The sequence below is a fragment of the Streptomyces sp. NPDC056061 genome (assembly GCF_042266885.1).
GTDB lineage: Bacteria > Actinomycetota > Actinomycetes > Streptomycetales > Streptomycetaceae > Streptomyces.
In genome coordinates this window covers 136,700-163,221 of the sequence record NZ_JBHJWQ010000003.1, presented here as the reverse complement: position 1 = coordinate 163,221, position 26,522 = coordinate 136,700, and the positions used below count along the sequence as shown (strand labels likewise).

22 protein-coding genes, 1 tRNA gene and 1 pseudogene are annotated in these 26,522 nt (G+C 69.0%); 10 read left to right on the top strand and 14 right to left on the bottom strand.

Annotated features, from left to right (window positions below; all coding sequences use genetic code 11):
* Positions 1 to 89: 89 nt before the first annotated feature.
* The 6 genes from pknB to ACFC79_RS06745 form a co-directional block, all read right to left on the bottom strand.
* The gene (gene pknB / locus ACFC79_RS06770) at positions 90 to 2,072 is read right to left on the bottom strand and encodes a Stk1 family PASTA domain-containing Ser/Thr kinase (protein WP_376236144.1); all 1,983 of its coding nucleotides are present in this window, start codon (positions 2,070 to 2,072) and stop codon (positions 90 to 92) included.
* A 166-nt stretch (positions 2,073 to 2,238) separates the two neighbouring features.
* Positions 2,239 to 3,693 carry a peptidoglycan D,D-transpeptidase FtsI family protein gene (locus tag ACFC79_RS06765; RefSeq protein ID WP_376236141.1) on the bottom strand — a complete coding sequence of 485 codons (1,455 nt, stop codon included), beginning with the start codon at positions 3,691 to 3,693 and terminating at the stop codon, positions 2,239 to 2,241.
* A complete protein-coding gene (locus ACFC79_RS06760; RefSeq protein ID WP_376236138.1) occupies positions 3,690 to 5,099 on the bottom strand; it encodes an FtsW/RodA/SpoVE family cell cycle protein in 1,410 nt (469 codons plus the stop codon). Before ACFC79_RS06760 ends, ACFC79_RS06765 begins: the two co-directional genes overlap by 4 nt.
* A 22-nt stretch (positions 5,100 to 5,121) precedes the next feature.
* Complete coding sequence (locus tag ACFC79_RS06755) at positions 5,122 to 6,618, bottom strand: PP2C family protein-serine/threonine phosphatase (protein WP_376236135.1); 1,497 nt, start codon at positions 6,616 to 6,618, stop codon at positions 5,122 to 5,124.
* A gap of 129 nt (positions 6,619 to 6,747) precedes the next feature.
* Positions 6,748 to 7,263 (bottom strand): FHA domain-containing protein, encoded by a 516-nt coding sequence (locus ACFC79_RS06750; protein WP_376236133.1) that lies wholly within the window; start codon positions 7,261 to 7,263, stop codon positions 6,748 to 6,750.
* Between the two features lie 10 nt (positions 7,264 to 7,273).
* Positions 7,274 to 8,155 (bottom strand): FhaA domain-containing protein, encoded by an 882-nt coding sequence (locus ACFC79_RS06745; RefSeq protein WP_376236130.1) that lies wholly within the window; start codon positions 8,153 to 8,155, stop codon positions 7,274 to 7,276.
* 316 nt (positions 8,156 to 8,471) lie between these two features.
* On the opposite strand from ACFC79_RS06745, the gene ACFC79_RS06740 reads away from it, so the two are divergent.
* The 6 genes and pseudogenes from ACFC79_RS06740 to ACFC79_RS06715 all read left to right on the top strand — a co-directional run bounded on the left by ACFC79_RS06740 (position 8,472) and on the right by ACFC79_RS06715 (position 14,834).
* Positions 8,472 to 8,554, top strand: a tRNA-Leu gene (locus ACFC79_RS06740).
* A gap of 213 nt (positions 8,555 to 8,767) precedes the next feature.
* On the top strand, positions 8,768 to 10,489 hold the full coding sequence (locus ACFC79_RS06735) for a sensor histidine kinase (RefSeq protein WP_376236128.1): 1,722 nt from the start codon (positions 8,768 to 8,770) through the stop codon (positions 10,487 to 10,489).
* Positions 10,490 to 10,505: 16 nt separating this feature from the next.
* Positions 10,506 to 11,181 (top strand): annotated as a pseudogene (locus ACFC79_RS06730) (response regulator).
* A gap of 734 nt (positions 11,182 to 11,915) precedes the next feature.
* Positions 11,916 to 13,397, top strand: a complete 1,482-nt coding sequence (locus tag ACFC79_RS06725) for a DUF2252 domain-containing protein (RefSeq protein WP_376236125.1) — start codon at positions 11,916 to 11,918, stop codon at positions 13,395 to 13,397.
* A gap of 80 nt (positions 13,398 to 13,477) precedes the next feature.
* Positions 13,478 to 14,443 (top strand): hypothetical protein, encoded by a 966-nt coding sequence (locus ACFC79_RS06720; RefSeq protein WP_376236122.1) that lies wholly within the window; start codon positions 13,478 to 13,480, stop codon positions 14,441 to 14,443.
* Between the two features lie 46 nt (positions 14,444 to 14,489).
* Positions 14,490 to 14,834, top strand: a complete 345-nt coding sequence (locus tag ACFC79_RS06715; protein WP_376236120.1) for a rhodanese-like domain-containing protein — start codon at positions 14,490 to 14,492, stop codon at positions 14,832 to 14,834.
* Positions 14,835 to 14,958: 124 nt separating this feature from the next.
* Here ACFC79_RS06715 and ACFC79_RS06710 read toward each other — a convergent pair whose 3' ends face one another.
* The 6 genes from ACFC79_RS06710 to paaA form a co-directional block, all read right to left on the bottom strand.
* Positions 14,959 to 16,128, bottom strand: a complete 1,170-nt coding sequence (locus ACFC79_RS06710) for an acyl-CoA dehydrogenase family protein (protein ID WP_376236118.1) — start codon at positions 16,126 to 16,128, stop codon at positions 14,959 to 14,961.
* Positions 16,129 to 16,263: 135 nt separating this feature from the next.
* A complete protein-coding gene (locus ACFC79_RS06705; protein WP_376236115.1) occupies positions 16,264 to 17,319 on the bottom strand; it encodes a 2Fe-2S iron-sulfur cluster-binding protein in 1,056 nt (351 codons plus the stop codon).
* Positions 17,320 to 17,835: a 1,2-phenylacetyl-CoA epoxidase subunit PaaD gene (gene paaD / locus ACFC79_RS06700; RefSeq protein ID WP_376236112.1), complete on the bottom strand. Its 516-nt coding sequence runs from the start codon at positions 17,833 to 17,835 to the stop codon at positions 17,320 to 17,322.
* Positions 17,829 to 18,530, bottom strand: coding sequence for a 1,2-phenylacetyl-CoA epoxidase subunit PaaC (gene paaC / locus ACFC79_RS06695; RefSeq protein ID WP_376236109.1), 702 nt, complete (start codon positions 18,528 to 18,530; stop codon positions 17,829 to 17,831). Before paaC ends, paaD begins: the two co-directional genes overlap by 7 nt.
* Positions 18,527 to 18,817: a 1,2-phenylacetyl-CoA epoxidase subunit PaaB gene (paaB, locus tag ACFC79_RS06690; RefSeq protein WP_350979482.1), complete on the bottom strand. Its 291-nt coding sequence runs from the start codon at positions 18,815 to 18,817 to the stop codon at positions 18,527 to 18,529. The genes paaC and paaB overlap by 4 nt, the downstream gene beginning before the upstream one ends.
* A complete protein-coding gene (gene paaA, locus ACFC79_RS06685) occupies positions 18,814 to 19,818 on the bottom strand; it encodes a 1,2-phenylacetyl-CoA epoxidase subunit PaaA (protein ID WP_376236106.1) in 1,005 nt (334 codons plus the stop codon). The genes paaB and paaA overlap by 4 nt, the downstream gene beginning before the upstream one ends.
* A gap of 118 nt (positions 19,819 to 19,936) precedes the next feature.
* Here paaA and ACFC79_RS06680 point away from each other — a divergent pair, with 118 nt between their 5' ends.
* The 3 genes from ACFC79_RS06680 (at position 19,937) to ACFC79_RS06670 (ending at position 23,120) form a co-directional block, all read left to right on the top strand.
* Complete coding sequence (locus ACFC79_RS06680) at positions 19,937 to 20,917, top strand: DUF5819 family protein (protein ID WP_376236103.1); 981 nt, start codon at positions 19,937 to 19,939, stop codon at positions 20,915 to 20,917.
* A complete protein-coding gene (locus ACFC79_RS06675) occupies positions 20,914 to 22,236 on the top strand; it encodes an HTTM domain-containing protein (protein WP_376236101.1) in 1,323 nt (440 codons plus the stop codon). The genes ACFC79_RS06680 and ACFC79_RS06675 overlap by 4 nt, the downstream gene beginning before the upstream one ends.
* Positions 22,237 to 22,436: 200 nt before the next feature.
* On the top strand, positions 22,437 to 23,120 hold the full coding sequence (locus ACFC79_RS06670) for a TrmH family RNA methyltransferase (protein ID WP_376236677.1): 684 nt from the start codon (positions 22,437 to 22,439) through the stop codon (positions 23,118 to 23,120).
* A gap of 204 nt (positions 23,121 to 23,324) precedes the next feature.
* Here the strand turns inward: ACFC79_RS06670 and paaN are convergent, their stop codons facing one another.
* Entirely contained in the window at positions 23,325 to 25,025 is a 1,701-nt protein-coding gene (gene paaN, locus ACFC79_RS06665) for a phenylacetic acid degradation protein PaaN (protein WP_376236099.1), read from the bottom strand.
* A 123-nt stretch (positions 25,026 to 25,148) separates the two neighbouring features.
* Between paaN and ACFC79_RS06660 the strand changes: the two genes are divergently transcribed.
* Positions 25,149 to 25,742: a TetR/AcrR family transcriptional regulator gene (locus ACFC79_RS06660; RefSeq protein ID WP_376236096.1), complete on the top strand. Its 594-nt coding sequence runs from the start codon at positions 25,149 to 25,151 to the stop codon at positions 25,740 to 25,742.
* Positions 25,743 to 25,917: 175 nt separating this feature from the next.
* On the opposite strand, the gene ACFC79_RS06655 is transcribed toward ACFC79_RS06660, so the two are convergent.
* A complete protein-coding gene (locus ACFC79_RS06655; RefSeq protein ID WP_376236674.1) occupies positions 25,918 to 26,424 on the bottom strand; it encodes an Lrp/AsnC family transcriptional regulator in 507 nt (168 codons plus the stop codon).
* Between the last annotated feature and the right edge of the window lie 98 nt (positions 26,425 to 26,522).

Here is a 26,522-nt window from a genome sequence, read left to right as displayed (position 1 = left end):
CGCCGGGCACCCTCACGACGGCGACGACAAAGGACCCCGGTCGCCCGTTGGCGGGTGACCGGGGTCCGATGGTGTCGGTACGGCGGGGATCAGTGCTGGTGTGAGCCGGACGGGCCGCCGAACATGTTGCCGTCGCCCCCACCCGGAATCGTCTTCACGTTGACCGCACTGTCCTTGGCGACCTGCTGGCCCGTTCCGGGTTCGAAGACGACGATCCTCGCGTTGTCGTCGTTGGGCCCCTGCACCTGTCCGAGCTGCAGTCCCGCGCCGCCGAGCAGGTTCTTCGCTTCCCCGATGGTCTTGCCCATCAGGTCCGGAACCGTGGTCTGCTCAGGCTGCTGAGGCCCCTTGGAGACCTTCAGGACGATCTGTGCGTCCTTGGGCTGCTTTCCGGCCCCCGGGCTCTGCTCGATCACGGTGTTCGCCGGCTCGTTCGAGTCGACGTCCATGCGCGAGATGTTCGTGAACCCGATGTTCTTGAGCTGGGTCTCGGCGTCGTTCCACGAGCGGCTGACCACGTTGGGGAGGTCGAGGGATGCCTTCTTGGCGACCGTGATGGTGACCTCGGAGTTCTTCTCGGCCTTGGAGTTGCCCGGAGGGTTCTGGTTGATGACCGTACCCTCGTTGCTCTCGGACTCCTCCGTGGTGACCTTGACCGTGAAGCCCTTCTCCTCAAGGTACTTGCGGGCGTTCTCCTCGGACTTCTCGGTGACGTCCGGGACCTCGACCTTCGGCGCGCCGGTGGAGACGACGACCGTGACGGTCTCCTTCTCCGCCATCTGGTCGCCGGCGCTCGGAGTCTGACTGCAGATCTTGTCCTTGGGCTGTTCCTCGCAGGGCTCGCGCGAGCCGACCTTGAGGATGACACCCGCGCTGTCCGCGAGTTTCTGTGCCTCCTCCATGGTCGAGCCGACCAAGTTGGGTGCGTCGATCTTGCCGTTGTCGCTGTTGTCCTTGAACAGCGACTGGCCGATCAGGACCGCACCTATCAGCACCAGGACGCCCGCGACGACCAGCAGGATCGTCGAGGTGTTGTTCTTCTTCTGGCGGCGCCGGTCGGGGCGGTCGTCGTAGCCGTAGCCGCCGTCGTCCGGGTTGACCGGGGGAAGCATGGAGGTGGCGGCGCCGTTCGGGTCGGCGGGGCGCAGCGCGGTGGTGGGCTGGTCGTTGCCGTACCCGCCGTCGTAGCCGCCGTAACCGGGCGCGCCCATCGCCGCGGTGGCGGCGACCGGCTGCCCGTCGAGGCACGCCTCGATGTCGGCCCGCATCTCGTCGGCCGACTGGTAGCGGTAGTCGGGGTCCTTGACCAGGGCCTTCAACACGATCGCGTCCATGGCGGGCGTGATCTCGGGGTCGAAGTTGCTGGGAGGCTGCGGCTCCTCCCGTACGTGCTGGTAGGCGACCGCGACGGGGGAGTCCCCGACGAACGGCGGCCGGACCGTCAGCAGTTCGTACAGCAGGCAGCCGGTCGAGTACAGGTCGGAGCGCGCGTCCACCTGCTCGCCCTTCGCCTGTTCCGGGGAGAGGTACTGGGCGGTTCCGATGACGGCCGCGGTCTGGGTCATGGTCATGCCGGAGTCGCCCATGGCACGGGCGATGCCGAAGTCCATGACCTTGACCTGACCGGTGCGCGTCAGCATGACGTTCGCCGGCTTGATGTCACGGTGGACGATGCCCGCCCGGTGCGAGTACTCCAGCGCCTGGAGGATGCCGACGGTCATCTCCAGTGTGCGCTCGGGCAGCAGCTTGCGGCCGGAGTGCAGAAGCTCCCGGAGCGTCGAGCCGTCGACGTACTCCATCACGATGTACGGGATGGAGACGCTGTCGACGTAGTCCTCGCCGGTGTCGTAGACAGCGACGATCGCCGGGTGGTTGAGCGAGGCGGCGGACTGGGCCTCACGGCGGAACCGGGCCTGGAAGGACGGGTCGCGGGCCAGATCGGCCCGCAGCGTCTTCACCGCCACGGTGCGGCCGAGCCGGGTGTCGTGTGCGAGGTAGACCTCGGCCATGCCACCACGGCCGAGCACCGAGCCCAGCTCGTACCGGCCGCCGAGGCGACGCGGCTCTTCCATAACTGTTCCAGCCCTCTCCGTCAGTCCCGACCGCACCGGTGTGCGGTCCGGCGGTGTGCTGCTCGCGCATACGCTACCGGCCCCGCACTGCCCGGTCGGCCCGGAATTCGGACCTGATACCCGACCGGTATCGAAGGCGCAGGTATGGCACCGGGTGTGATGGTCATCACCTCTTGTCGATGACCGCCTTCATGACCGCCTTGGCGATCGGGGCGGCCAGCCCGCCACCGGAGATGTCCTCACGGTTGACGTCGCCGCCCTCGACGACCACGGCCACGGCCACCGGGGAGCCCTTGTCGGTCTTGGCGTACGAGATGAACCAGGCGTACGGCTTCTTGCTGTTGTTGAGACCGTGCTGGGCCGTACCGGTCTTGCCGCCGACGGTGACGCCCTGGATCTGGGCGTTCTTCCCGGTGCCGTCCTGGACGACGGTCTCCATCATCTTCTGGACCTTCTGGGCGTTCTCGCCCGAGAGGGGCTGGCTGAACTGCTCCTTCTTGTGGGTGTAGAACGTGTCCAGGTTGGGTGCCTGACGCTTCTCGACCATGTACGGCTGCATCAGCTTGCCGTCGTTGGCGATCGCGGCGGCGACCATGGCCATCTGGAGCGGGGTGGCGCGGTTGGACGCCTGGCCGATGCCGGCCATGGCGTTCTGCGGCCGGTTGTCCTTGGGGTAGGCGCTGGCGTCGGCCCGTACCGGGGTGAAGATCTCCTTGTTGAAGCCGAACTTTCCGGCCTCGTCCATCATCTTCTCGTTGCCGAGATCGTCGCTGATCTTGCCGAAGACGGTGTTGCAGGACCACCGCAGCGCTTCCCGGAGCGAGGCGTTCTGGCACGGGATGTTGCCCTCGTTGTCCAGGTTCATGGTCGACTGGGGCAGCCGCCAGGGCAGCGGGGAGTCCGTCTTCGCGTCGATGTCGGTGTACAGCCCGTTCTCCAGGGCTGCGGCGGCGGTGACGACCTTGAACGTCGAGCCGGGCGGGTAGGTCTCGCGCAATGCCCGGTTGAGCATCGGCTTGTCCTTGTCCTTCAGGAGCGCCTGCCGGGCCTCCTCGTCCTTCTTGGAGTTGCCGGCGAAGGTCGAGGGGTCGTACGAGGGGGTGCTGACGAGGGCCAGGATGGCGCCGGTCTGCGGGTCGATCGCCGCGACGGCGCCCTTCCTGTTCCCGAGCCCCTTGAACGCGGCCTTCTGGGCGGCGGAGCTGAGGGTGGTGACGATGTTGCCGCCCTGCTTCTTCTCACCGGTGAACATCGACAGCGTCCGGTCGAAGAAGAGCTGGTCGTCGTTGCCGGTGAGGATGCCGTCCTCGATCTTCTCGATCTGGGACGCGTCGAAGGCCTGCGAGGAGTACCCGGTCACGGGGGCCCACATGGGGCCGTCCTTCCAGACCCGCTTGTACTTGAAGTCGCCCGACTTGGTCTCCACCGAGCCGGTCACCGGGTTGCCGTCGACGATGATGTCGCCGCGCTCGTGCGCGTAGCGCTCGATGCGGACGCGGCGGTTCTCGTCCCGGCTGTTCAGCTCGTCGGCCCGCACGTACTGGAGGTAGTTGGTGCGGACGAGCAGGGCGAGGACGAGGACGCCGCAGAAGATCGCGATCCGGCGCAGGGGCTTGTTCACGGTCGGACCACCTGGGTCATCTCGGCGTCGGGTGAGGGTGCGGGGGCCGGGGCGGGGCGGCGGGCGGTATCGCTGATCCGGATCAGGATGGCGATCAGTGCCCAGTTGGCGAGCACGGACGAACCACCGTAGGCGAGGAACGGCATCGTCATACCGCTGAGGGGGATGAGCCCCATGACGCCGCCGGCGACCACGAAGATCTGGATCGCGAAGGCGCCCGACAGGCCGATGGCGAGCAGCTTGCCGAAGGGGTCCCGGGCGGCGAGCGCCGTGCGCACGCCCCGCTCGACGATCAGGCCGTAGATCAGCAGCACGGCCATCATCCCGGCCAGGCCCAGCTCCTCGCCGACGGTGGCGAGGATGAAGTCGGCGTTGGCGGCGAACATGATCAGGTCGGAGTGGCCCTGGCCGAGCCCGGTGCCGAGCGTGCCGCCGGACCCGAAGGCCATCAGCGACTGCGCGAGCTGGTCGCTCTGGGCCAAGGTCGCCTTGGCGAACGGGTCGAGCCAGGCGTTCACACGGGACTGCACATGGGGCTCGAAGGACGCGACGCCCACCGCACCGACCGCGGACATCAGCAGACCGAAGACGATCCAGCTGGTCCGCTCGGTGGCGACGTACAGCATCACCACGAAGAGGCCGAAGAACAGCAGCGAGGTACCGAGGTCGGTCTCGAAGACCAGGATCAGGATGGACACGGCCCAGATCGTGATGATCGGCCCGAGGTCGCGCCCACGCGGCAGGTACATCCCCATGAAGCGGCGGCTGGCCAGCGCCAGCGCGTCACGCTTCACCATGAGGTAGCCGGAGAAGAACACCGCGATCAGGATCTTGGCGAACTCACCGGGCTGGATCGTGAACGGGCCGAGGCTGATCCAGATCTTCGCGCCGTTCACCGGCTTGAAGAACATCGGCAGGATCAGCAGGACCAGGGCCACGGCCATCGAGATGTACGTGTAGCGCTGAAGGATGCGGTGATCCTTGAGGATCATCAGCACCGCGACGAAGAAGGCGACCCCGATCGCCGAGTACAACAGCTGCTTGGGAGCGTCCGGGCTGTACTCCCCGTACAGGTACTCCGCACGCTGGATCAGTCTCTGCGACTGGTCCAGGCGCCAGATCAGCACCAGCCCGAGACCGTTGAGCAGGGTCGCCAGCGGCAGGAGCAGCGGGTCCGCGTACGGCGCGAACTTGCGCACCACCAAGTGGGCGACGCCGCCGAGCAGGATGAGCCCGGCGCCGTAGCCGAACATGCCGGACGGCAGCTTGCCGTCGATGGCGAGTCCGACGTTGGCGTAGGCGAAGACCGAGATGCCGATGGCGAAGACCATCATCATCAACTCGGTGTTGCGGCGGCTCGGTGCGTCGATCGCGCCGATCGTGGTCGTATTGGTGACTACGCTCATGGTGCTGAAGGCCCCCTACGGCTTACTGCTTACCGCACTGCGGGACCAGCTTTTTCTCTTCCGCCGAGAGGCTGGGACCAGGAGTGGGAGTCGTTTCGGTCGACTTGGTCTTGGGATCGCGCGGCTTGTCGGTCGTCTTGGCGGCGTCCGCGTCCGTGCTGCCGGCCTGGCTCTCGTCCGAGTGGTTCTTCTCGGCCGCGCGTCGCTGCTCGTCCTTCTTGCAGGCGGAGGCCTGGACGGCGAGCTCGTCGATCTTCTCGCGGGCGGAGACGAGGTCGCCCTCGGCGATGGTCGACTCGACCTGCTTGCGCTGGTAGGCCGGGAGGTACTTGAGTTCGATCTCGGGATGGTCGGTCTCGACCTCCGAGAGCGAGACCCATCCCAGGTTCTGGCTGATGCCCCGGAACAGCGCGACGTTCTTGTTGTTCGCGCCGACGTAGAACTGGTTCTGCGTCCAGCGGTATCCGCCGTAGACGCCGCCGCCGATGACGGCGAGGGCGAGGACCGTGTAGAGGGACCTCTTGAGCCACTTGCGACCGCCACCGGGCTTGACGAAGTCGTCGTCGGTGTAGCTGTCGAAGGAGCCCTCCGGCATGCCGCCGTAGCCGCTGTCGTCGCCGCTGCCGGGCGGGCCGAATCCACCTGCGGGCGGGGGCACCGGACGCCCGAGCCCGGCCGCTCGTCCGGCAGGGGTCTGCATGGCGCCGCCGTCGTTCAGCTGGGCGGCCTGGTTCTCGGCGACCGCGCCGACGACGACCGGGGTGTCGTTGAGCTGGGCGGCGAGGGTGTCGTTGTTGTCGACGTCTAGGACATCGGCGACGATGCACGTGATGTTGTCCGGACCGCCCCCGCGCAGGGCGAGCTGGATCAGTTCCTGGATGGTCTCCTGGGGCCCCTGGTAGCTGGCGAGGGTCTCCTCCATCGTCTGGTGGGAGACGACACCGGAGAGCCCGTCGGAGCAGATCAGGTAGCGGTCGCCGACCCGTACCTCGCGGATGGAGAGGTCGGGTTCGACGTGGTCGCCGCTGCCCAGCGCACGCATCAGGAGAGCGCGCTGCGGGTGGGTGGTGGCCTCTTCCTCGGTGATCCGGCCCTCGTCGACGAGGCGCTGCACCCAGGTGTGGTCCTGGGTGATCTGGGTGAGCACTCCGTCGCGCAGCAGGTACGCGCGGGAGTCGCCGACGTGGACGAGGCCGAGGCGCTGTCCGGTCCAGAGCAGGGCGGTGAGCGTGGTGCCCATGCCCTCCAGCTGGGGGTCCTCCTCGACCATCAGGCGCAACTGCTCATTGGCGCGCTGGACCGCCGTGCCGAGCGAGGTGAGGATGTCCGAGCCAGGGACGTCGTCGTCGAGCTGGACGAGCGTGGAGATCACCTCGGAGCTGGCGACCTCGCCGGCCGCCTGGCCGCCCATGCCGTCGGCGATGGCGAGAAGGCGCGGGCCGGCGTAGCCGGAGTCCTCGTTCCCCTCCCGGATCATGCCCTTGTGCGATCCGGCGGCGAAGCGCAGGGAAAGACTCATGCGCACCTCGCCCGTCGGCTCGGGGTACAGCCGGTCTCGAGCCACACTGCCCACCCTCCGGTCGGGAGCCGGGCCGGGTCCGTTGCCCGGGCCGTCGCGGCTCGCTCGCTCCGCTCGCTCATTGTCGTACTACTTCCGCAGCTCGATGACGGTCTTGCCGATACGAATCGGCGCGCCCAGCGGAACAGGCGTCGGGGTGGTGAGCCGGGCCCGGTCGAGGTACGTGCCGTTGGTGGATCCGAGATCCTCGACGATCCACTGGCCGTCACGGTCGGGGTAGATCCTGGCATGCCTGCTGGACGCGTAGTCGTCGTCCAGCACGATCGTCGAGTCGTGCGCCCGGCCCAGCGTGATGGTCTGCCCCTGGAGCGCCACCGTGGTGCCGGTGAGGGAGCCCTCGGAGACGACCAGCTTTGTGGGCGCTCCCCGGCGCTGGCGGCCGGGCTGCTGGCGCTGCTGCGGGGGAGCCGCGGCATTCTGGCGTCCCTGCGGCGGTCGTGCGTCGGTCGCGGTGCGGCGTGAGCCGCGCTGCGTGACACGCGTTCCGAACAGGTCGCTGCGGATGACCTGGACGGCCACGATCACGAACAGCCACAGAACGGCCAGGAAACCCAGCCGCATGACCGTCAGGGTCAGCTCTGACATTGCCCCCGCTTCACCCTTCGGCTTGCCGGTAAACGATGGTGGTGCTGCCCACGACGATCCGCGAGCCGTCGCGGAGCGTAGCGCGGGTGGTGTGCTGCCCGTCCACCACGATCCCGTTGGTGGAACCGAGGTCCTGGATCGTCGAGGGCGTTCCGGTCCGGATCTCGCAGTGCCGACGCGATACGCCGGGGTCGTCGATCCGTACGTCGGCGTCGGTGCTGCGTCCCAGCACCAGTGTCGGGCGGGAGATCTGATGGCGGGTGCCGTTGATCTCGATCCAGCGTCGCACCTGCGCGTTCGGCAGGGGGCTGGGGCCGGCCGGCGGGTGCCGGTCGGCATTGGGTGCTCCGGGCCTGCCGGCGCCCGGCGGCGGTGCCGAAGGCCTGGGCGGGGCGGAGCTGGGCGGGTAGCCGTAGCCGCCGGTGGGCTGCGGAGGCCGTCCCTGGCCCGGGTGGGGGGACTGTCCGTGCTGTTCCGGGTGGTCCGGCGCTCCCTGGAAGTCCTGCTGCTGTGACGAACTCGACGCCATGGTGCGGCTGCGTACGCGGTAGAGCCCGGTGTCGAGGTCGTCGGCCTTCTCCAGATGGACCTTGATGGGGCCCATGAAGGTGTACCGCTGCTGCTTGGCGTAGTCGCGGACCAGACCGGAGAGCTCGTCTCCCAACTGGCCGGAGTACGGGCTGAGTCGCTCGTAGTCGGGAGTGCTCAGTTCGACGATGAAGTCGTTGGGGACGACGGTCCGCTCGCGGTTCCAGATCGTCGCGTTGTTGTCGCACTCGCGCTGGAGGGCTCCCGCGATCTCCACCGGTTGGACCTCGGACTTGAAGACCTTGGCGAAGGTGCCGTTGACCAGACCCTCGAGACGCTGCTCGAAACGCTTCATGACTCCCATGGGGCACCTCCTCCGTCGTAGTCGTCCCGGTACTGCTTACTGATCGTATCCACGCGTCGGGAAATCGGCTGGTTCCCCTTGTCTGCCCAGCGGATGAGTGTCACCTCTCACACGGATCGTAGAGGCGGCCTCTCCTCACAGTGTCCCGCACCGGGGGCGTACTGAGGAGGAGTGGGGGCGGCCGCTCGGCGTTCCCGGTTCCCGCCGGGCGTTCGGTCAAACAACGGATGTGAATCCACCCTGTCCAGCGTGCTAATCTTCCGGTGTCGCCAGGCGCTCCCACCGAAAAGTGAGAGAGTCTGGAAACACCGCTCATGCGCGAGTGGCGGAACGGCAGACGCGCTGGCTTCAGGTGCCAGTGTCCTTAGGGACGTGGGGGTTCAAATCCCCCCTCGCGCACAGGAGAGAAGCCCCACAGGTCAACGATCTGTGGGGCTTCTTCGTTCCCTGATGTCCTGCGAGATTTTCGGGCGTGGCCCGAGCTCCTCCCGGATCTTCTCGATTCCTTCGTGCCGGTCTTCTCGATGCCTCGTTCCGGGACGACTTTCGTCGCGGGCGGATGCGACGAAAGTGGGGCGTCACGTACATGTGGGGCTGTCTAGGGTGCAGGACGTGTACGCGATATCGAGGCTTCGTGCCGGGTGGCGGTGGTGGGTGGCGCCGGAGCTGTGGTCCCGGCGCAGGACGGCCGGAGAGGCCGTTCTGGCCGCGGTACTGGGCCTGCTGGCGGCCGGGACGGAAGAACTGCTGAGGGGCGGGCAGCTGCGGCTGTGGGCCGTGTCGGCCGCGGTCGTGGTGCTGTCGCTGATGAGGCGCCGACTGCCGGTGACCGTGCTGGTGGTGACATCCGCCCTGGCCGGTCTCTCCGGCGGCTTCGCGTTGTTGCTCATGGTCGTCGCGTGGAGCTCGGGTCGCCGGATCGCCGGAGCGGGACGGGCCCTGGGTGCCTTCACCGCCTCGTACGCGCTCTACACGGGGCTGACGGTCGCGGTGAACTGGTCGTCGATGTCGCCCCTGACCCAAGTGCTGTTCACCACTCTCTACTTCTTGGCGACGACCCTCGTGCCCGGCCTCGCCAGCCGGTACTGGACGCAGCGCAGGACCCTGTTGCACGCCCTGCAGGAGCGCAATGCGCGGCTGATCAGGGAACGGGCCATGATCGTGGATCAGGCGCGCCTCATGGAGCGCCAGCGGATCGCTCAGGACATGCACGACAGCCTCGGTCACCAGCTGGCACTCATCTCCGTCCACACGGGGGCGCTGGAGGTCGACCGCGGACTGACGGAGCGGCAGCGGGAAGTGGTCGGGGTGCTGCGGGATGCCTCGGTCCACGCGATGCACGAGCTGCGGGAGGTCGTCGGCCTGCTCCGGGACGGTGTCGAGGCACCGGCGAACGGCGCCGAGGGGGCACAGCCGACGGCGCGCGGGACGGCGGGCATCGAGGAGCTGACGGCGGAGGCACGGGGTGCCGGGAGCACGGCGGAATTCCGTCGCACCGGGGAGGTGCGGGCGCTCTCGGGACCGGCGGACCGTGCGGCGTACCGCATCGTCCAGGAGTCGCTGACCAATGCGTACAAGCATGCGCCCGGTGCGGCGATCACGGTGGAGCTGCGCTACGAACCGGATTCCCTCGTCGTCGAGATCGTCAACGGGCCGCCGAGCCACGCGAGGCCCGCGGTGGAGGTCGTCAGCGGAGGGCAGGGGCTTCCCGGTCTGCACGAGCGGGCCCGGCTGGCCGGCGGGATGGTGCACACCGGACGGACCGGGGACGGCGGCTTCCGGGTGGCCGGGGTACTCCCGTACGGCGCCGAGAGCCCGGCCGGGGGCACGGCGGGCGCACCGATGGTTGATGTCGAGGACGACTTTCGGCAGCAGTCCCAGAACACCCCGTGGGGGAACGGTGGTCCGGTCACGGACTGGACGGTTTCGGAACGGGAGTTGGCTGTGGGCGGCAACAGGAGAAGCACGAGCGGTGGGATCGTGCTGGGCTGCGGCCTAGGAGCGGGAGTACTGCTCCTGCTGGCGCTGGCCTGCGGCTTCGGCCTGTACTTTCTGGTGAAGGAACTGGACAAGGCGGCGATCGACCCGAGCGAGTACCAGTCGATCGAGCTCGGTACGCCCGAGGACGAGGTGCGGGAGCAACTGCCCGACGGGGATACATTCGTTGCGGCCGGGCTGGACAAGGAAGGGCCCGAGAGGCCGGCCGGGGCGCGGTGTCTGGTCCTGATGTCCTCCGAGCTGGGCGAGAAGTTCAACACCGAGCCGGTGTTCCGGTTCTGTTTCCGGGACGGCAAGCTGATCGAGAAGAAGTCCTACGAGGTCGCCGCGAGATGAGGCGCCCGGGACGAGCATGGGGTGCAGTGAAGTGACGGGGCAGGCGATCAGAGTCGTCATCGCCGACGACGAGCCCCTCATTCGGGCCGGTATACGGATGATTCTCACCTCCGACCCCTCCATCGAGGTGGTCGCGGAGGCGGCGAACGGGCGCGAGGCCGTCGAGCTGGTCCGCGCCCACGCCGTGGCTGTGGTGCTGCTCGACATCCAGATGCCGGTGATGGACGGGCTCTCGGCGCTGGCGGAACTGCGCGTGGCGGCACCGAAAGACGCGGGTGATCGTGCTCACGACGTTCGGCGAGCGGGAGAACGTTCTGCGGGCCCTGGAACAGGGCGGGGCCGGATTCCTGCTCAAGGACACCGCCCCGGCCGAGCTGATCCAGGCCGTGCGCGCGGCGGCGGCCGGAGACGCCTATCTCTCCCCCGGGGCCACTCGGCATGTGGTGGACCAGTTGACCCTGGGTGGGGCTGCGGCGCGGGGCGAGAAGGCGCGGCAGCGGGTGGCTGCGCTCAGCGAGCGGGAGCGTGACGTGCTGGCACTGCTCGGTGAGGGGCTCTCCAATGCGGACGCGGGCCGTCGCCTGCACATGAGCGAGGCGACGGTGAAGACGTACGTGAGCCGGATTCTGGCGAAGCTGGGGTGCGAGAACCGGGTGCAGGCCGCGTTGCTGGCGAGGGACGCGGGGCTGTAGCGGAGCGCCTCGCCGACATGGGGGTGGTGAGGCGGAGCGCGGAGGCTCGTGCGGCGGGGCCGTAGGCCGGGTCCATAGGCCGTCCGTGGGTTGCTCGGGTCCATACCGTCCGTGGGTTGCTCGGGTCCATAGGCCGTCCGTGGGTTGCTTTCGAGGGCCGGGGTTGTGGGTCGTGTTCGTGGGGCGCTTTCGGGGGTCGGAGGGCGGGGGCCGTCGGGCGTGTCCGTGCCGGTGGGCCGTGTTTCACGTGAAACACCCGCATTGGGGCGATCTGGTGCGTACGCCTGAGGGGCAGCGGAATCACGCGCAAGGCGCCGAACCGGTGGGATCGACTGACGGTGACGGGGCCGACCGGCCTGGCCGAGGCCACACGGCGGAAGGCGGCAGTGGTGGGCGGAGCGGTGGCCGCCGGATCGGTCGGGGCCGGGGGATCGCGCGGACACGGGTGGCACGCGAGGGCTGGGAACCGGGCCGGTGTGGGCAGCGGGGAGTTGGAGGAAGAACTGGCGGAGGCCGTCGGTGTCCGAGCCGGCTCCGGTGCCCGTTCCGGGCCGGATCCCGAGAGAATCCGGCCCCGCACATCCGGGGCCCACACAGGGGAAGGCGGGTTTTCCACAGCGTTTTCCACAGGGGGAGACGGTTTTGGGGCGTCGGTTGTAGCGTCGTCGTACTTGATCTGCGACAGGGCGGTAGGGGCCGGGTGCGCAGGACGATGCCGGGGGAGGCTGCGCGCCATGCGTGACACCGAAGTGACAGTGCCGGTTCAGCGGAGCGGGACGGGGCCGGGTCGACGGGGTGGGGCGGACGGACCGCGCATTCCGGTCGTGCCCGGGTTCGCCGTCCGGGCGGGCGGGGCGGCTGCGGCGGGCGGCGGGGCCCGGTCGCCCAAGGCTGTGGGCAAGGCGCTGCGGGACAGAGTGCCGAGGGCCTCCCACTCCTCCTTGGTCCTGCCTGCCGGGCGACCCGACGCCGTGCGCGCCGTCGAGGAGTCGAGCCTGGGCAGGGTGTCCGCTCTCGCCCCGATCCGGGTGGGGCGGATGGCGGCCACCCCGTTCGCCTTTCTGCGGGGCTCGGCGGGACTGATGGCGCATGATCTCGTGGGAACGCCGGTCAGCGGGGTAGGTGCTCAGCTCTGCGGTGATGCGCACGCCGCCAATTTCGGGCTGTACGGCGACGCGCGGGGCAGCCTCGTCATCGACCTGAACGATTTCGACGAGACGGTTTTCGGCCCCTGGGAATGGGACCTCAAGCGCCTTGTCACCTCGCTGGTGCTGGCCGGTCGGGAGGCCGGGGCGGATGAGGCGACCTGCCGCCGGGGCGCGTACGACACGGTCGGTGCGTATCGGCGGACCATGCGGTTGCTGGCCCGACTGCCCGCGCTCGACGCCTGGAACGCCATCGCGGACGAGGAACTGGTCTCGCACACGGACGCGCGAGATCTGCTCGGCACGCTGGAACGTGTCTCGGAGAAGGCCCGCAACAACACCAGCGCCCGTTTCGCGGCCAGGTCCACCGAGGATTCCGGCGACGGCGGGCGCCGTTTCGTCGACGCGCCCCCGGTGCTGCGGCGGGTTCCGGACGCCGAGGCTGCGGCGGTGGCCGCCGGGCTCGGCGACTACCTGGGCACGATCTCGGAGGACCTGGTTCCTCTCCTGGGCCGGTACGCGATCCACGACGTGGCGTTCCGGGTGGTCGGCACGGGGAGCGTCGGCACCAGGTCGTACGTGGTGCTCCTGCTCGATCACCGGGGCAAGCCGCTGGTGCTGCAGGTGAAGGAGGCGCGGCCCTCGGTACTGGCGCCGTACCTGCCGGTCGTCGGGTTCGATGTGCCGGACGTGGCGCACGAGGGGCGCAGAGTGGTGCTCGGGCAGAAGCGGATGCAGGTCGTCAGCGACATTCTGCTGGGCTGGGCCACGGTGGACGGACGCCCTTTCCAGGTGCGGCAGTTCAGGAACCGGAAGGGCAGCGTGGATCCGGCGGGCCTGGCGGCCGACCAGGTGGACGACTACGGCCGGATGACCGGTGCGCTGCTGGCGCGGGCCCATGCGCACACCGCGGACCCGAGACTGATCGCGGGCTACTGCGGCAAGAACGATGAGCTGGACGAGGCGATGGCCGCGTTCGCGGTGACCTATGCGGACCGCACGGAGGCGGATCACGCGGAGTTGGTGCGGGCCATCGGTTCGGGGCGGATAGCCGCCGAACCGGGCGTGTGAGGGCGCCGTTCGGCCACCGCGTGTCCGGCGACTCCGCCACCGCGTGTTCTACGACCGGGAGAGGGCCATACGCTGGACAGGTGACCCACGAAGCCGCCGGGGTGCCGACCACCCGGAACGACGAAGACCGGCAGGACAACGACCGGCAGGACGAACAGCACGCACACCCCGAGCAGCCCGAGCCTGACGGGCGGGGCGGGGCGGCCGGTGGTGCTTCGGGGGCGGCTGCCGCCGCCGGGACCGACGGGGGCGCGGGCGGAGCCGATGAAGAAGCCCGGCCCGAGGCTCGGCTCGCCAGGGCCGTGAAGGTGGCGGAGCAGGCGCTGATCGAGTTCGAGATCGCGGTGGAGACCTTCCGGGTCGAGGTCGAGAACTTCTCCCGGTTGCACCACCAGAAGCTTGGGCCCATGTACACCCGTCTCGACGAACTCGACGCACAGATCGCCGAGGCCAGGGCTGCCAGGACAGGTGATCCCGAGGACCTTCGCAAGGCGCAGGAGGCACGGGCAGTAGTCATGCCTATGCCGGGGGTCGACGAGTTGTTCCACGACTGGATCGACTCCGACGGGCTGTCCCCGGAGGCGGCGGCGATGCTGACCGATCAGCCGGTCCGACCGCCCAAGCGCGTCCGGCCGACCGAGGAGGTCCGCAAGCTCTACCGCGAGCTGGCACGCAAGGCCCACCCGGACCTGGCCCAGGACGAGACGGAGCGGGAACGCCGGGAGGAGTTCATCACCCGTGTCAACGCCGCCTACGGGCTCGGGGACGAGGCGATGCTGAGGGAGCTCGCGCAGGAGTGGGCTTCCGGGCCGTCGGTGCCGGAGACGGAGCTGAACGAGAGCGAGCAGCTCTACGCCCGGCTGAACTGGCTGACCCAGCGCAAGGAACTGTTGACGGTATTGGCGCGGGAGCTTGAGGAGAGCGCGATCGGGGCCATGCTGAGGATGGCTCCCGACGATCCGGACCGGCTGCTCGACGAGATCGCCGAGCAGTTGCTGGGCGAGGTCGCCCGGCGCGAGGAGGAGCTGGCCGGGCTGGTGCAGTAGCGTTTCCGGTGTCCCAGGAGCGTACGTACGAGAGAAGGCATGTCCCATGAATTTCGCCCCGCTGCCCTCGGTGGACGTCGCGGCGGTTCCGTCGGACGGCCTTGTGCTGGACGTCCGGGAGGACGACGAATGGGCGGCCGGTCATGCCGAGGGCGCCCTGCATATTCCGATGAGCGACTTCGTGGGGCGCTTCGGTGAGCTGACCGAGGCCGTCGAGGACGGTCGGCGCGTGCATGTGATGTGCCGGGTCGGCGGACGTTCGGCGCAGGTCACCCAGTATCTGGTGGGGCACGGGATCGACGCCGTGAACATCGACGGAGGGATGGTCGCCTGGGAAGGTGCCGGACGTCCGATGGTCGCGGAGAACGGCAGCCAGGCGTTCGTGCTCTGACACGATCCGCCATTCCGCGCCCGGGGCGGCGACTCGTGCGGCTGTCCGGCGATGCGCCGAGGCCCCTGCCGCGGGGCAGGGGCCGGGCACGAGGCAGGGGCGGGCGAGGTACGGGCGGGCCGGGTCAGCCGAGTGGGTACGCGGCCAGGAGATCCCCCAGGGCCTCCTCGTGCGCGGCGGCCGGGCCGAGGGAGAGCTCGACCTGTTTCGCCCAGGCGTGGAAGCGGTGCAGGGGATAGTCGGTGTCCGCGCCGAGGCCACCGTGCAGATGCTGTGCCGTCTGCACGACCCGGCGCACACCCTCCGAGGCCCAGATCTTCGCCACGGCGATGTCCGCCTCGACGGGCAGGGCACCACCGGCTCCGGCGGAGAGCCGCCAGGCCGCCTGCCAGAGCGTGACCTCCATGGCCCGGAGGTCGATGTAGCGGTCCGCGGCCTGTACGGCGACGGCCTGAAAGGTCGCGATCGGAAAGCCGAACTGTTCGCGCTTGCCGGTGTATTCACTCGTCATCGCGAGCACGGCCTCGCCCAGACCCAGCGCGCGTGCACATGTCCCGGTGGTGAGCAGGGACCGTAGCCACTCCCAGGCCCCGGCCTCCTCGATCAGCGTGCTGCTGCCCGTACATACGGAATCGAGACGGACCTCGGCGAACGGTTCGCCGTTCGTGGAGACCTGCTCGGCCAGGGTGACGCCTTCGAGGGAGGGCCGGACGAGTGCGATGACGGCTCGGCCGTCCTCCGTGGCGGCGGGCACGGCGATCCAGTCCGCGGCCCGTGCCCATGGCACGCCCGACTGCACCCCGTCGAGCACCCAACCGCCGGGACCGTTTTCCCACTGGCCGGGGCCGGCCGCGTGGCTTGCCCGGCGGGCGGTGACGGCGAGTTCGGCCGGATCATGACCGGAGCGGCCGTTGGCCCCGACGGTGAGGACCGACTCGCCGCGACCGACCAGCGGTAGCAGCTCGGCGGCGAACTCCGGGGCGCCGTAGCGCCCGATGGCCATCGCGACCGCGCACGTCTCCAGCAGCGGCACCCGTGCGAGCATCTTGGCCGATTCCCGCAGCACCAGGCAGAGCGCGACGAGATCGAGTCCCGCCCCACCGTGCTCCGGCGGCAGCGTCAGGTTCAGCAGATCTCCTGCGGCGAGTCGTGCCCACAGCGGCCGGTCGATGTCCTGCGCCACCGCACCCCGCACCAGAGCGGGACTGGGAACGCCGTCGGGCGCGATGTCCGAGAAGATCGCCCTTGCCGCTTCCACGGCCGCCTGTTGTTCCTCGGTGAAGGTGAAGTCCATTGCTTCGGCCTCCCGTGAACGGTTGCCCCGCACCTGTATCTGACGGACCGTCAAGATAGAACAGGTTCTACGAGAAGGGAACAGGCTGGGGCGGGGCGTCGGCACGGACGGCGGGAGGTCGGGGGAGGGACGTGATCAGCGGTCGAAGTCCAGCTCCACCTCCGGGGTCGCTGGATGCGACTGGCATGCCAGCACGTACCCGGCGTCCGTCTCCTCGGGTTCCAGCGCGAAGTTGCGGTCCATCCGGACCTCGCCCGACACCAGGAACGCCCGGCAGGTTCCGCACACTCCGCCCTTGCACGCGTACGGCGCGTCGGAGCGGCTGCGCAGGACGGTCTCCAGCAGTGATTCGCCCTCCTGCACCGGCCAGGTGCCGGAGCGGCCGTCCAGGGTTGCCGTGAGCCTGCTGTGAGCGGGAGCTTCGGGCCGGGGACGGGCGGGTGCGACGTCGTCCACATGGAAGATTTCCTGGTGGATACGTGTCCGGTCGACGCCGAGGCCGCGCAGTGCACCCTCGGCCGCACGCACCAGCCCGAATGGTCCGCACAGGAACCAACCGTCCATCTCCGCCACCGGGAGCAGCGCCGGCAGAAGCTCGTCGAGCCGGGCACGGTCCAGTCGGCCCGAGGGCAGACCTGCCTGCTGCTCCTCCCGGGAGAGCACCGTGACCAGCTGGAACCGGTCCGGGTAGCGGTCCTTCAGGTCGGCGACCTCGTCCAGGAACATGGTCGACCCCGCTGTCCGGTCGCTCCGGATCAGGCAGAACGTCGCGTCGGGCTCCCGTTCCAGCAAGGTCGACGCGATCGACAGCACCGGGGTGATCCCGCTGCCGCCGACGATCGCGGCGAAGCGTCCGGCACGCGGCACGAGCACGAAGCGGCCCATGGGCGGCATGGCCTCGACCAGGTCGTCGACGGCGAGTTCCTTCAGCGCATAGGTGGAGAACGCGCCGCCGTCGACGAACCGGATCCCGATCCGCAGTGCTGCCGGATCGCCCGTTTCCCCGGTGGCCGGGGAGCAGATCGAGTACGAGCGGCGGATCTCCTCGCCGCCGGCGGCGTAACGCACGTTGAGGTGCTGTCCGGGCGCGTGGCGGAAGGTCTCGCGCAGCTCGGGCGGCACGGCGAGTGTGACGGCCACCGAATCGTCCGTGAGCCGTTCGATCGCGTGGACCCGGAGCGGATGGAACATCTACAACTCCTTGAAGTGGTCGAACGGTTCCCGACATGTCGCGCAGCGGCGCAGTGCCTTGCAGGCGGTGGAGGAGAACCGGCTCAGCAGCTCCGTCTCGGTGGAGCCGCAGTGCGGGCACCGTACGGACAGCGCGAGGGGCACCGGGCCCTTCTCGGGGGCACCGTTCGCGACGCCGTGCGGGCGCGGGGGCGCGATGCCGAACTCCGCCAGTTTGCGCCGTCCTTCCGCACTGATGTCGTCCGTCGACCATGGCGGTGAGAGCACGGTGACCACGGAGACATCCGGTATGCCGTGGTCGTGCAGCACCCGCTCGATGTCGGCGGACATGGCCTCGATCGCGGGGCAGCCGGTGTACGTCGGGGTGAGGCGCACGGTGACCCGGCCGGGCGCGACCACGTCCACGCCACGCACCACGCCCAGTTCGTCGAGGGTCAGCACGGGCAACTCGGGGTCGGGCACGGAGCCCGCCAGCCGGTGCAGCTCGGTTTCGAGAGGTGTTTCGGTGGTCACCATGTCGCCCCCGGATGACTGCGATGCAGATGCTGCATTTCGGCGATCATTCGGCCGAAGGGCTCGGTATGGATGCCCTGGCGTCCCGCGCCGGCCGTCCACGCTCCGTGCTGCGGGCCTTCCGGCACGGTCAGGGTGGCGCGCGTCAGTATTCCGGTGACGGCTTCCAGCCAGTTCTTCCGCAGCGACGGCCGGTCGACGTCCACGCCCTCGACGGGCTGGAACAACTCCCCGGTGAACCGCCACAGCGCGTTCACCCCGTGCTGCATCCGCTCATGGCTCTCCGGCGTTCCGTCACCGAGCCGCAGGGTCCAGTGCTCCGCGTGGTCCTGGTGGTAGGCGACCTCCTTGACCGCCTTTGCCGCCAGTCCGGCGAACGGGCCGTTCCCGGCTGCCAGCTGTTCGTACAACAGGTGCTGGTAGGTGGAGAAGTAGAGCTGCCGGGCGATGGTGTGGGCGAAGTCGCCGTTCGGCTGCTCGACCAACTGGACGTTGAGGAAGGCGCGTTCCTCTCGCAGATAGGCCAATTCGTCCTCATCCCCCGCGAGGGAGAGGAGCACCCGGGCCTGCCCCAACAGGTCCAGGGCGATGTTGGCCAGGGCCACCTCTTCCTCCAGCACGGGGGCGTGACCCGCCCACTCCCCCAGCCGGTGCGAGAGCACCAGCGCGTCGTCTCCGAGGGCGAGTGCCGCGGTCACAGGTGCTTCACCCCCTCGGGGATCTCGTAGAAGGTCGGGTGCCGGTACGGCTTGTCTCCCGCGGGCTCGAAGAAGGAATCCTTCTCGTCCGGCGACGAAGCCGTGACCTGGGAGGAGGGAACGACCCAGATGGAAACCCCTTCGGATCGGCGCGTGTACAGATCACGGGCGTTGCGCAGGGCCATCTCCGCGTCCGGGGCGTGCAGGCTGCCCGCGTGTGTGTGGGACAGCCCTCGGCGCGAACGCACGAACACCTCCCACAGTGGCCATTCGGTCGAACTGCTCATGCTGCCGCCTCCCCGTTCCGTACCGGCGTGTGCTTCGCGGCGTATGTGGCCGCCGCCTCCCTGACCCAGGCGCCTTCCTCGTGCGCCCGGCGGCGCCGGTCGAGGCGCTGCTCATTGCACGGACCGTTGCCCTTGAGGACCTCCTGGAACTCCTGCCAGTCGATCGCCCCGAAGTCGTGGTGTCCACGTTGCTCGTTCCACCGAAGATCCGGGTCCGGGAGGGTGAGCCCCAGTGCCTCGGCCTGCGGGACACATATGTCCACGAAACGCTGCCGCAGCTCGTCGTTGGAGTGACGCTTGATCTTCCACGTCATCGACTGAGCCGAGTGCGCCGATGCGTCATCCGGCGGGCCGAACATCATCAGGGACGGCCACCACCAGCGGTTCACCGCGTCCTGCGCCATCTCGTGCTGGGCCGTGGTGCCACGGCTGAGTGCGAGCAGGAGCTCGTACCCCTGACGCTGGTGGAACGACTCCTCCTTGCAGATGCGCACCATCGCCCGGGCGTAGGGCCCGTAGGAGCAGCGGCAGAGCGGGACCTGGTTGGTGATCGCGGCGCCGTCGACGAGCCAGCCGATCGCCCCGACGTCCGCCCAGGTCAGCGTGGGGTAGTTGAAGATCGATGAATACCGCTGCTTGCCCGCGTGAAGCTTGTCGAGCAGCTCCTCGCGACCGGCGCCGAGCGTCTCCGTGGCGCTGTACAGGTAGAGGCCGTGCCCTGCCTCGTCCTGCACCTTGGCCATCAGGATGGCCTTGCGGCGCAGTGAGGGCGCTCGCGAGATCCAGTTGGCTTCCGGCTGCATTCCGATGATCTCGGAGTGGGCGTGCTGGGCCATCTGCCGGATCAACGAGGCGCGGTACGCGTCCGGCATCCAGTCGCGCGGCTCGATGCGCTCGTCGGCGGCCACCGCGGCGTCGAAAGCCGCCTTCAGGGCCTCGTCCGCATTTTCGGGCCCCTCCGTTCCCCTCTGCGTCGTCTGGCCCGCAGTCACTGCCGTCATCCCGGACTCCCTAGCGACCGACCGATCGTTCGGTTCATTGTCTTCAATGGTTAGTCGGCGGCCCGTAGGGTGTCAACCCTGTGGATAACTCACCGGGATCGACGGGGATCGGGGCGGGATGGATTCGTACGACGACGCGGGCGGCGAGCACGGGAACGGGAACGCCGTACCGAGGGATGGACAGCGGGAGGGGCAGCAGGAACGTGCGGCGGGGCGGGACGAGGACGTCCTTCCGGTCCTGCCCTCGGTTTCGGTTCCGCCCTCGGATTCGGCTCTGACGTCGGTTTCGGCCGGGGGGCCTGCTCCGGCCCTGCCCTCGGTCACGGTTTCGGCCGTGAGTCCGGATCCGGTCCCGGCCTCGTCCCCGGCAGGGGGCTTCGCTCCGGTTCCGCCCTCGGATTCGGTTGCTTCCCGGGACCGGGCTCCGGCCCCGGTCCCAGCGGCCGGTTCCCGGGCCGGCATGGCCGCGCTGTCGCCTCCGTACCAGATAGCCGCGGCGATTGCCCTGTCGGTCATCGGGCTCGTCGCCTGCGGCCATCTGGCCATGATCTTCCTGTACGTCTCGCCCTCCAACACCCTGACCAAGCAGCACGGCGAAGCGGTGAACGAGTGGATCGATCCGGAGTTCGAGCGGAACTGGAAGCTGTTCGCCCCGAATCCGCTCCAGCAGAACGTGGCCATCCATGTGCGATCCGTGGTGGTGAGCGCCGATGGCGAACGCACCACGCCGTGGATGAGCCTGTCGGCCGAGGACAGCAAGGCGATACGCGGCAACTTCCTCCCCAGCCACGTCCAGCAGAACGAGCTGCGCCGCGGCTGGGACTTCTACCTCAGCCACCACGACCGTGAGAACCGGGCGAACGGCCTGCGCGGTGAGCTTTCCGAGCGCTACATGCGGCGCCTCGCGATGCTGCGGCTGAGCGAGCACGACTACGGCGGCACCATCGAGCGCATCCAGCTCCGCTCCGAGGTGCGGACCGTGGCGGCGCCGCCGTGGAGCAACGAACAGGTCAGCACGGAGCCGTCCTACTGGGAGCTGCCGTGGTGGACCGTGACCGAGGCCGACCTTCCCGAGGGCGCAGAGGGGGTCGGCAAGTGAGGACGAACAACACGGACACGTTCGACCGCAAGCTTGCCCGCGGCATCCAGCGCGTCACCTCCACTGCTCTCGGCCCGTACCAGAGCGCCGTCGTCCGCATCGGCATCTCCGCCACGTACCTGCTGTTCCTGCTGCGCGAAGTACCGAACCGCCACGAGATGTACGGCCCCGATGCCCCGTGGCGCTGGGACATGGCGCAGCAGCTGATATCCGGCAATCAGGCATTCACCGCGCTCATGTGGTCCGACAGCACCGTCTGGTTCGAGATCGTGTACGCGGTCGCGGTGCTCTCGGCCGCGCTGCTGATGCTCGGCTGGCACACCCGTGCCATGTCGGTCCTTTTCATGGCCGGGGTGCTCTCCCTGCAGAACCGCAGCATCTTCATGGGCGACGGTGGCGACAACGTCATCCACCTGATGGCCATCTATCTCGTGCTGACGCGCTGCGGACAGGTCTGGTCGTTGGACGCCCGGCGCAAGGCCCGAGCGGCGCGGGCTGCCGATCGCGCGGAGTCTCTTCGGCCGACGGGTGCGGACGTCGAAGAGGACGCCGATACGGCGCCGGGGGCAGGGGTGGACCCGTCCGGAAAGGTGGCGCGGGGGAATGTGGCCGGTCCTGTCCTGTGGGGCGTACTCGGCCTGGTCCTGATCGCGGCCACGGCGACCGATGGGCTCGGCGGCACGTGGTGGTTGCCGACCCTCTTCTGGGTCCTCTGGGCCGGTCAGGGGGCCTGGTGGATCCTGGACCGGCGCACTCCGCACAGCCAAGCACGCATCCTGCTCGATGTGGTCGCCAACCTCGTCCACAACGTGACCCTCGTCGTGATCATGGCTGAGGTCTGTGTGATCTATGCCACGGCCGGCTGGTACAAGATCCAGGGGTCGAGGTGGCAGGACGGAACCGCGCTCTACTACCCGCTGAAGCTCGACTACTTCACACCGTGGCCTGCTCTCTCGGACATGCTCGCTTCCAACGGTGTGATGGTGATGCTGCTGACGTACGGCACGGTCATCGTTCAGGTCGCTTTCCCGTTCACCCTGCTCAACCGGCGGGTCAAGAACGTTCTGATCGTCGTCATGATCTGCGAGCACGCAGGCATCGCCCTGCTGCTCGGCCTTCCCTTCTTCTCCATGGCGATGATCGCGGCCGACTCCGTGTTCCTGCCGACGGCCTTTCTGGTGTGGCTCGGGAACCGCGTGGGCCGCGGACGGGAGAGGCTGTTCGGGCGCGGGCACAAGGTGCCCGCGCAGAGGCGGGCCACCGAGGACGAGGAGGCCCCGCAGCACAGCGACGGCGGGGGCCATACGCTCGTCGGGTGAGTAGCGAGAGCGGCAGCAGTACCGGCGGGTCCGGTCACATCGGCGGGATCAGCGGGATCGGTGACGGCGGGGAAGCGCGGGGTGAGGACGTCTTGGCGCGTGAACCGTCCGTCGCTCCCGTGTCGGACGGCGGCACCGGGCGGGCGGAGGGCCGCGGACGGACCGGTGACCCGGGTCCGGTCGTGGACCCTGGCAGTGCCGTGGACCCGGGCAGTGCGGAGGAACCGGCGCAGTACGACGAGGGGTACGGGACGCAGGTCGGTGTCGGGCCGCACCCGCTGCCCTGGCCCGAGGACGAGCGCTACGATCCCGAGCTGCTTGCCCACGGTGACCGGCGCAATGTGAGCGATGCCTATCGGTACTGGACGCGGGAGGCGATCGTCGCCGACCTGGATCTGCGGCGTCACGACTTTCACGTGGCGGTCGAGAACTGGGGCCACGATTTCAACATCGGCTCCGTGGTACGTACCGCGAATGCCTTCCTCGCCAAGGAGGTCCACATCGTGGGGCGGCGGCGCTGGAACCGGCGCGGCGCGATGGTCACCGACCGGTACCAGCACGTGAGGCACCACCCCGATACGGAGTCGCTGACCGCATGGGCGGCGACGCAGGGGCTGCCGATCATCGGGATCGACAATCTGCCGGGCGCGGTGCCCCTGGAACGGACCGAGCTGCCACGCCGGTGCGTACTGCTTTTCGGGCAGGAGGGCCCCGGGCTGACCGAAGAAGCCCGCGAACACGCGGCGATGGTGTGCTCCATCGCGCAGTTCGGGTCGACACGGTCGATCAATGCGGGCGCCGCGGCCGCGATCGCCATGCACGCATGGGTGCAGCGGTACGCGGTGATCCCGGCGGAGACCTCGGGGACGGCTCAGGAGCTCTGACCTGGACGGGGCGGGGCGAGGCGGTGGAGTGCCCGCGCCGACTCGCCCTCCCGCTCATCTCGCCCTTTCTGCCCCGTGGGTTCTGCTTCTTGTCCGTCGCCTCCTCGCTGCCCGACAGCGCGGCAGCGAGGAGACGAGGAAGCAAGGAGACGAGGAAGCAAGGAGGCGAGAAAGCGTGGAAGCGTCCCGGGGCGGGGTTCCGGATCACGCCTGGCGGCGGACCTCCACCATGCGGAAGCGGTTCGCCACGAAGGCTCCGTCGCACAGGGCCGCGTTCGCGGCCGGGTTTCCGCCCGAGCCGTGGAAGTCGGAGAATGCGGCGGTCTGGTTCACGTAGACCCCTCCGGTCAGGTTCAGCGACAGCTGGGCCGACTCGTCCAGACAGATGTCCTCCACAGCGCGTTCCACCGCCGGTGAGGTGGTGTAGGCGCCGATCGTCATGGCGCCCTTGTCGCGGATCGTCCGGCGGAGCAGGTCCAGGGCGTCGGCCGTCGAGTCGACCGCCACGGCGAAGGAGACCGGTCCGAAGCACTCGGCCATGTAGTGATCCGCGTCGTCCGGCTTCGTGCTGTCCAGCTTGACGATCGCGGGGGTGCGCACCACGGCGTCGGGGAATTCCGGGTTGACCACCGCGCGGGAGGGCAGGGCGGTTTCGCCCAGCTCTGCGGACCCCTCCAGCCGGGCCTTCACATCGGGGTTGACGAGGGCACCGAGCAGAGCGCTCGCCCGGCCGTCGTCGCCCAGCAGGCCGTTCACCGCGGCGCCGATGTCGGCGACGACTTCGTCGAACGACTTGTCGCCGACGTCGGTCCGGATGCCGGCACGGGGAATGAGCAGGTTCTGAGGGGTGGTGCACATCTGGCCGCTGTACAGCGAGAGGGAGAAGGCCAGGTTGGCGAGCATGCCCTGGTACTGGTCGGTGGAGTCGATGACGATCGTGTTGACCCCGGCCTTCTCCGTGTAGACCTGGGCCTGGCGCGCGTTGGCCTCCAGCCAGTCGCCGAAGGCGGTTGACCCCGTGTAGTCGATGATCTTGATCTCGGGGCGTACGGCGAGGGTCTTCGCGATGCCCTCCCCCGGCCGTTCGGCGGCCAGGGCGACCAGATTGGCATCGAATCCCGCTTCGACGAGCACCTCGCGGGCCAGCTGCACCGTGAGCGCGAGCGGGAGCACGGCGCGCGGGTGCGGCTTGACCAGGACGGGGTTGCCGGTGGCCAGGGAGGCGAACAGACCCGGGTAGCCGTTCCACGTGGGGAACGTGTTGCAGCCGATCAGGAGCGAGATGCCGCGCGGGGCCGCGGTGAACGACTTGTGCAGTCGGAGCGGGTCGCGCTTGCCCTGCGGTTTGGACCAGTCGGCGTTCTGCGGGGTGCGGGTCTGTTCCGCGTACGCGTACGCCACGGCTTCCATTCCGCGGTCCTGGGCGTGCGGACCACCCGCCTGGAACGCCATCATGAAGGCCTGCCCGCTGGTGTGCATCACGGCGTGGCCGAACTCATGGGTCCTGGCGCTGATCCGCGCGAGGATCTCCAGGCAGACCAACGCTCTGACTTCCGGTCCCGCCTCGCGCCAGGCGGCCATTCCCTCGCGCATCGCGGGGAGCAGGACGTCCAGGTCGGCGTGCGGATATTCGATGGCCAGCTCGGGACCGTACGGGGAGATCTCGCCGCCCGTCCAGCCGTCGGTGCCCGGCTGTCCGAGGTCGAGGCGAGTGTGCAGGAGGGCGTCGAACGCCGCCTTGCCCTCGGCGGCGCTCAGGCTGCCGGGTGCGCCGCCCTCGCCGTACGCCTTCGGATGCTCAGGATGCGGGGACCAGTAGGCGCGCGAGCGGACCGCGTCGAGGGCCTGGTCGAGCGTGGGACGGTGCTTCTCGGAAAGCAGGTGTGGGGTGAGCTCGGCGGCCATGACGGACCAACTCCTCAGCGAGCTGGGCAGGGACGGGCGGACAGAGTTAGAGTAACCGAACGATCGGTCGGGACAAGGGGGCCCGCCACACCTGTGGACAACGCGTAGGGGAGGATCGCGGGCATGACCACGGCCAAGCGGGACACGTACACCCCGGAGACCCTGCTCACCGTTGCCGTGCGCGTCTTCAACGAGCGCGGCTACGACGGCACGTCCATGGAGCATCTGTCCAAGGCGGCGGGAATCTCCAAGTCCTCCATCTACCACCACGTCGCGGGCAAGGAGGAACTGCTCCGCCGTGCGGTGAGCCGGGCGCTGGACGGGCTCTTCGGGATCCTCGACGAGCCGGGAGCGACGTGTGGGCGGGCGATCGAGCGCGTCGAATACGTCACGCGTCGTACCGTCGATGTGCTGATAGCCGAGCTTCCCTATGTGACCCTGCTGCTGCGCGTGCGCGGCAACACGAAGACCGAGCGCTGGGCCATGGAGCGGCGACGCGAGTTCGACCAGCGAGTGACCGATCTTCTCGGGGCGGCCGTCACGGACGGGGATCTCCGCTCCGACGTGGACATACGGCTGGTGACGCGGCTGCTGTTCGGAATGGTCAATTCTCTGGTGGAGTGGTATCGGCCGCAGCCGGACGGCGGGGTCGACGGGGAGCAGCTGGCCGACACGCTCGTACGGGTCGCCTTCGAAGGGATGCGGTCCAGTCGGTGAGAGCCGGCTGAGGGGTTGGCCGACGAGAAACCGGTGTGCGGGTTACGGCTCGCGGATGTCCGGTGGCGGGTTCCGGTCGCTCCCGGGTCGAAACCGGATTCCGCCCGCGCTTCCGGTCGGTGCTTCACGGTTGTGCGTTCCGTGTCCGGAATCTCCCGCCGCCTTCCGGCGCGCGTCAGGTGAGCTCGGCGGGCCTGTCCGGGCCGGGGGCCAGGTCCGTCTCCTCGAACACGAGGAGAGTGCGGGTGGACAGCACCTCCGGGATGGCCTGGATCTTTGTCAGGACCAATTCGCGCAGTGACCGGTTGTCCGGAGTGTGCACCAGCAGCAGGACATCGAAGTCGCCGCTGACGAGTGCGATGTGAGTGGCGCCCGGCAGGGCCTGGAGCTGCTCGCGGACGGTTCGCCAGGAATTCTGGACGATCTTGAGCGTGATGTACGCGGAGGCGCCCTGTCCCGCCCGCTCGTGGTTGACACGGGCGCTGAAACCGCGGATCACGCCGTCGTCGATGAGCCTGTTGATCCGGGCATACGCATTGGCCCGGGACACGTGGACGCGATCGGCCACCGAGCGTATCGACGCGCGGCCGTCCGTCTGGAGCAGTCGCAGGATGTCGCGGTCGATGGCGTCGAGCGGGCGTGCGGGCGGGAGCCGTCCGGGGTCCCCGGTCCCATCGGCCATTTGTTCAGCTGTCATGTGCCCGCGCCTCCCCGTCCTGGACGACCTGCGCCTATCTCAGGCTGTGGAGAACCGTTTGTCCACAGGCTGGAGGTGCCTGT

Excerpts from the sequence above, each read along its gene's own strand:
- pknB (WP_376236144.1), bottom strand. The coding sequence starts at position 2,072 with ATGGAAGAGCCGCGTCGCCTCGGCGGCCGGTACGAGCTGGGCTCGGTG.
- ACFC79_RS06760 (WP_376236138.1), bottom strand. The coding sequence starts at position 5,099 with ATGAGCGTAGTCACCAATACGACCACGATCGGCGCGATCGACGCACCG.
- ACFC79_RS06755 (WP_376236135.1), bottom strand. The coding sequence starts at position 6,618 with ATGAGTCTTTCCCTGCGCTTCGCCGCCGGATCGCACAAGGGCATGATC.
- ACFC79_RS06750 (WP_376236133.1), bottom strand. The coding sequence starts at position 7,263 with ATGTCAGAGCTGACCCTGACGGTCATGCGGCTGGGTTTCCTGGCCGTT.
- ACFC79_RS06745 (WP_376236130.1), bottom strand. The coding sequence starts at position 8,155 with ATGGGAGTCATGAAGCGTTTCGAGCAGCGTCTCGAGGGTCTGGTCAAC.
- ACFC79_RS06725 (WP_376236125.1), top strand. The coding sequence starts at position 11,916 with ATGCGTGACACCGAAGTGACAGTGCCGGTTCAGCGGAGCGGGACGGGG.
- ACFC79_RS06715 (WP_376236120.1), top strand. The coding sequence starts at position 14,490 with ATGAATTTCGCCCCGCTGCCCTCGGTGGACGTCGCGGCGGTTCCGTCG.
- ACFC79_RS06710 (WP_376236118.1), bottom strand. The coding sequence starts at position 16,128 with ATGGACTTCACCTTCACCGAGGAACAACAGGCGGCCGTGGAAGCGGCA.
- ACFC79_RS06705 (WP_376236115.1), bottom strand. The coding sequence starts at position 17,319 with ATGTTCCATCCGCTCCGGGTCCACGCGATCGAACGGCTCACGGACGAT.
- paaD (WP_376236112.1), bottom strand. The coding sequence starts at position 17,835 with ATGGTGACCACCGAAACACCTCTCGAAACCGAGCTGCACCGGCTGGCG.
- paaB (WP_350979482.1), bottom strand. The coding sequence starts at position 18,817 with ATGAGCAGTTCGACCGAATGGCCACTGTGGGAGGTGTTCGTGCGTTCG.
- paaA (WP_376236106.1), bottom strand. The coding sequence starts at position 19,818 with ATGACGGCAGTGACTGCGGGCCAGACGACGCAGAGGGGAACGGAGGGG.
- ACFC79_RS06680 (WP_376236103.1), top strand. The coding sequence starts at position 19,937 with ATGGATTCGTACGACGACGCGGGCGGCGAGCACGGGAACGGGAACGCC.
- paaN (WP_376236099.1), bottom strand. The coding sequence starts at position 25,025 with ATGGCCGCCGAGCTCACCCCACACCTGCTTTCCGAGAAGCACCGTCCC.
- ACFC79_RS06660 (WP_376236096.1), top strand. The coding sequence starts at position 25,149 with ATGACCACGGCCAAGCGGGACACGTACACCCCGGAGACCCTGCTCACC.
- ACFC79_RS06655 (WP_376236674.1), bottom strand. The coding sequence starts at position 26,424 with ATGGCCGATGGGACCGGGGACCCCGGACGGCTCCCGCCCGCACGCCCG.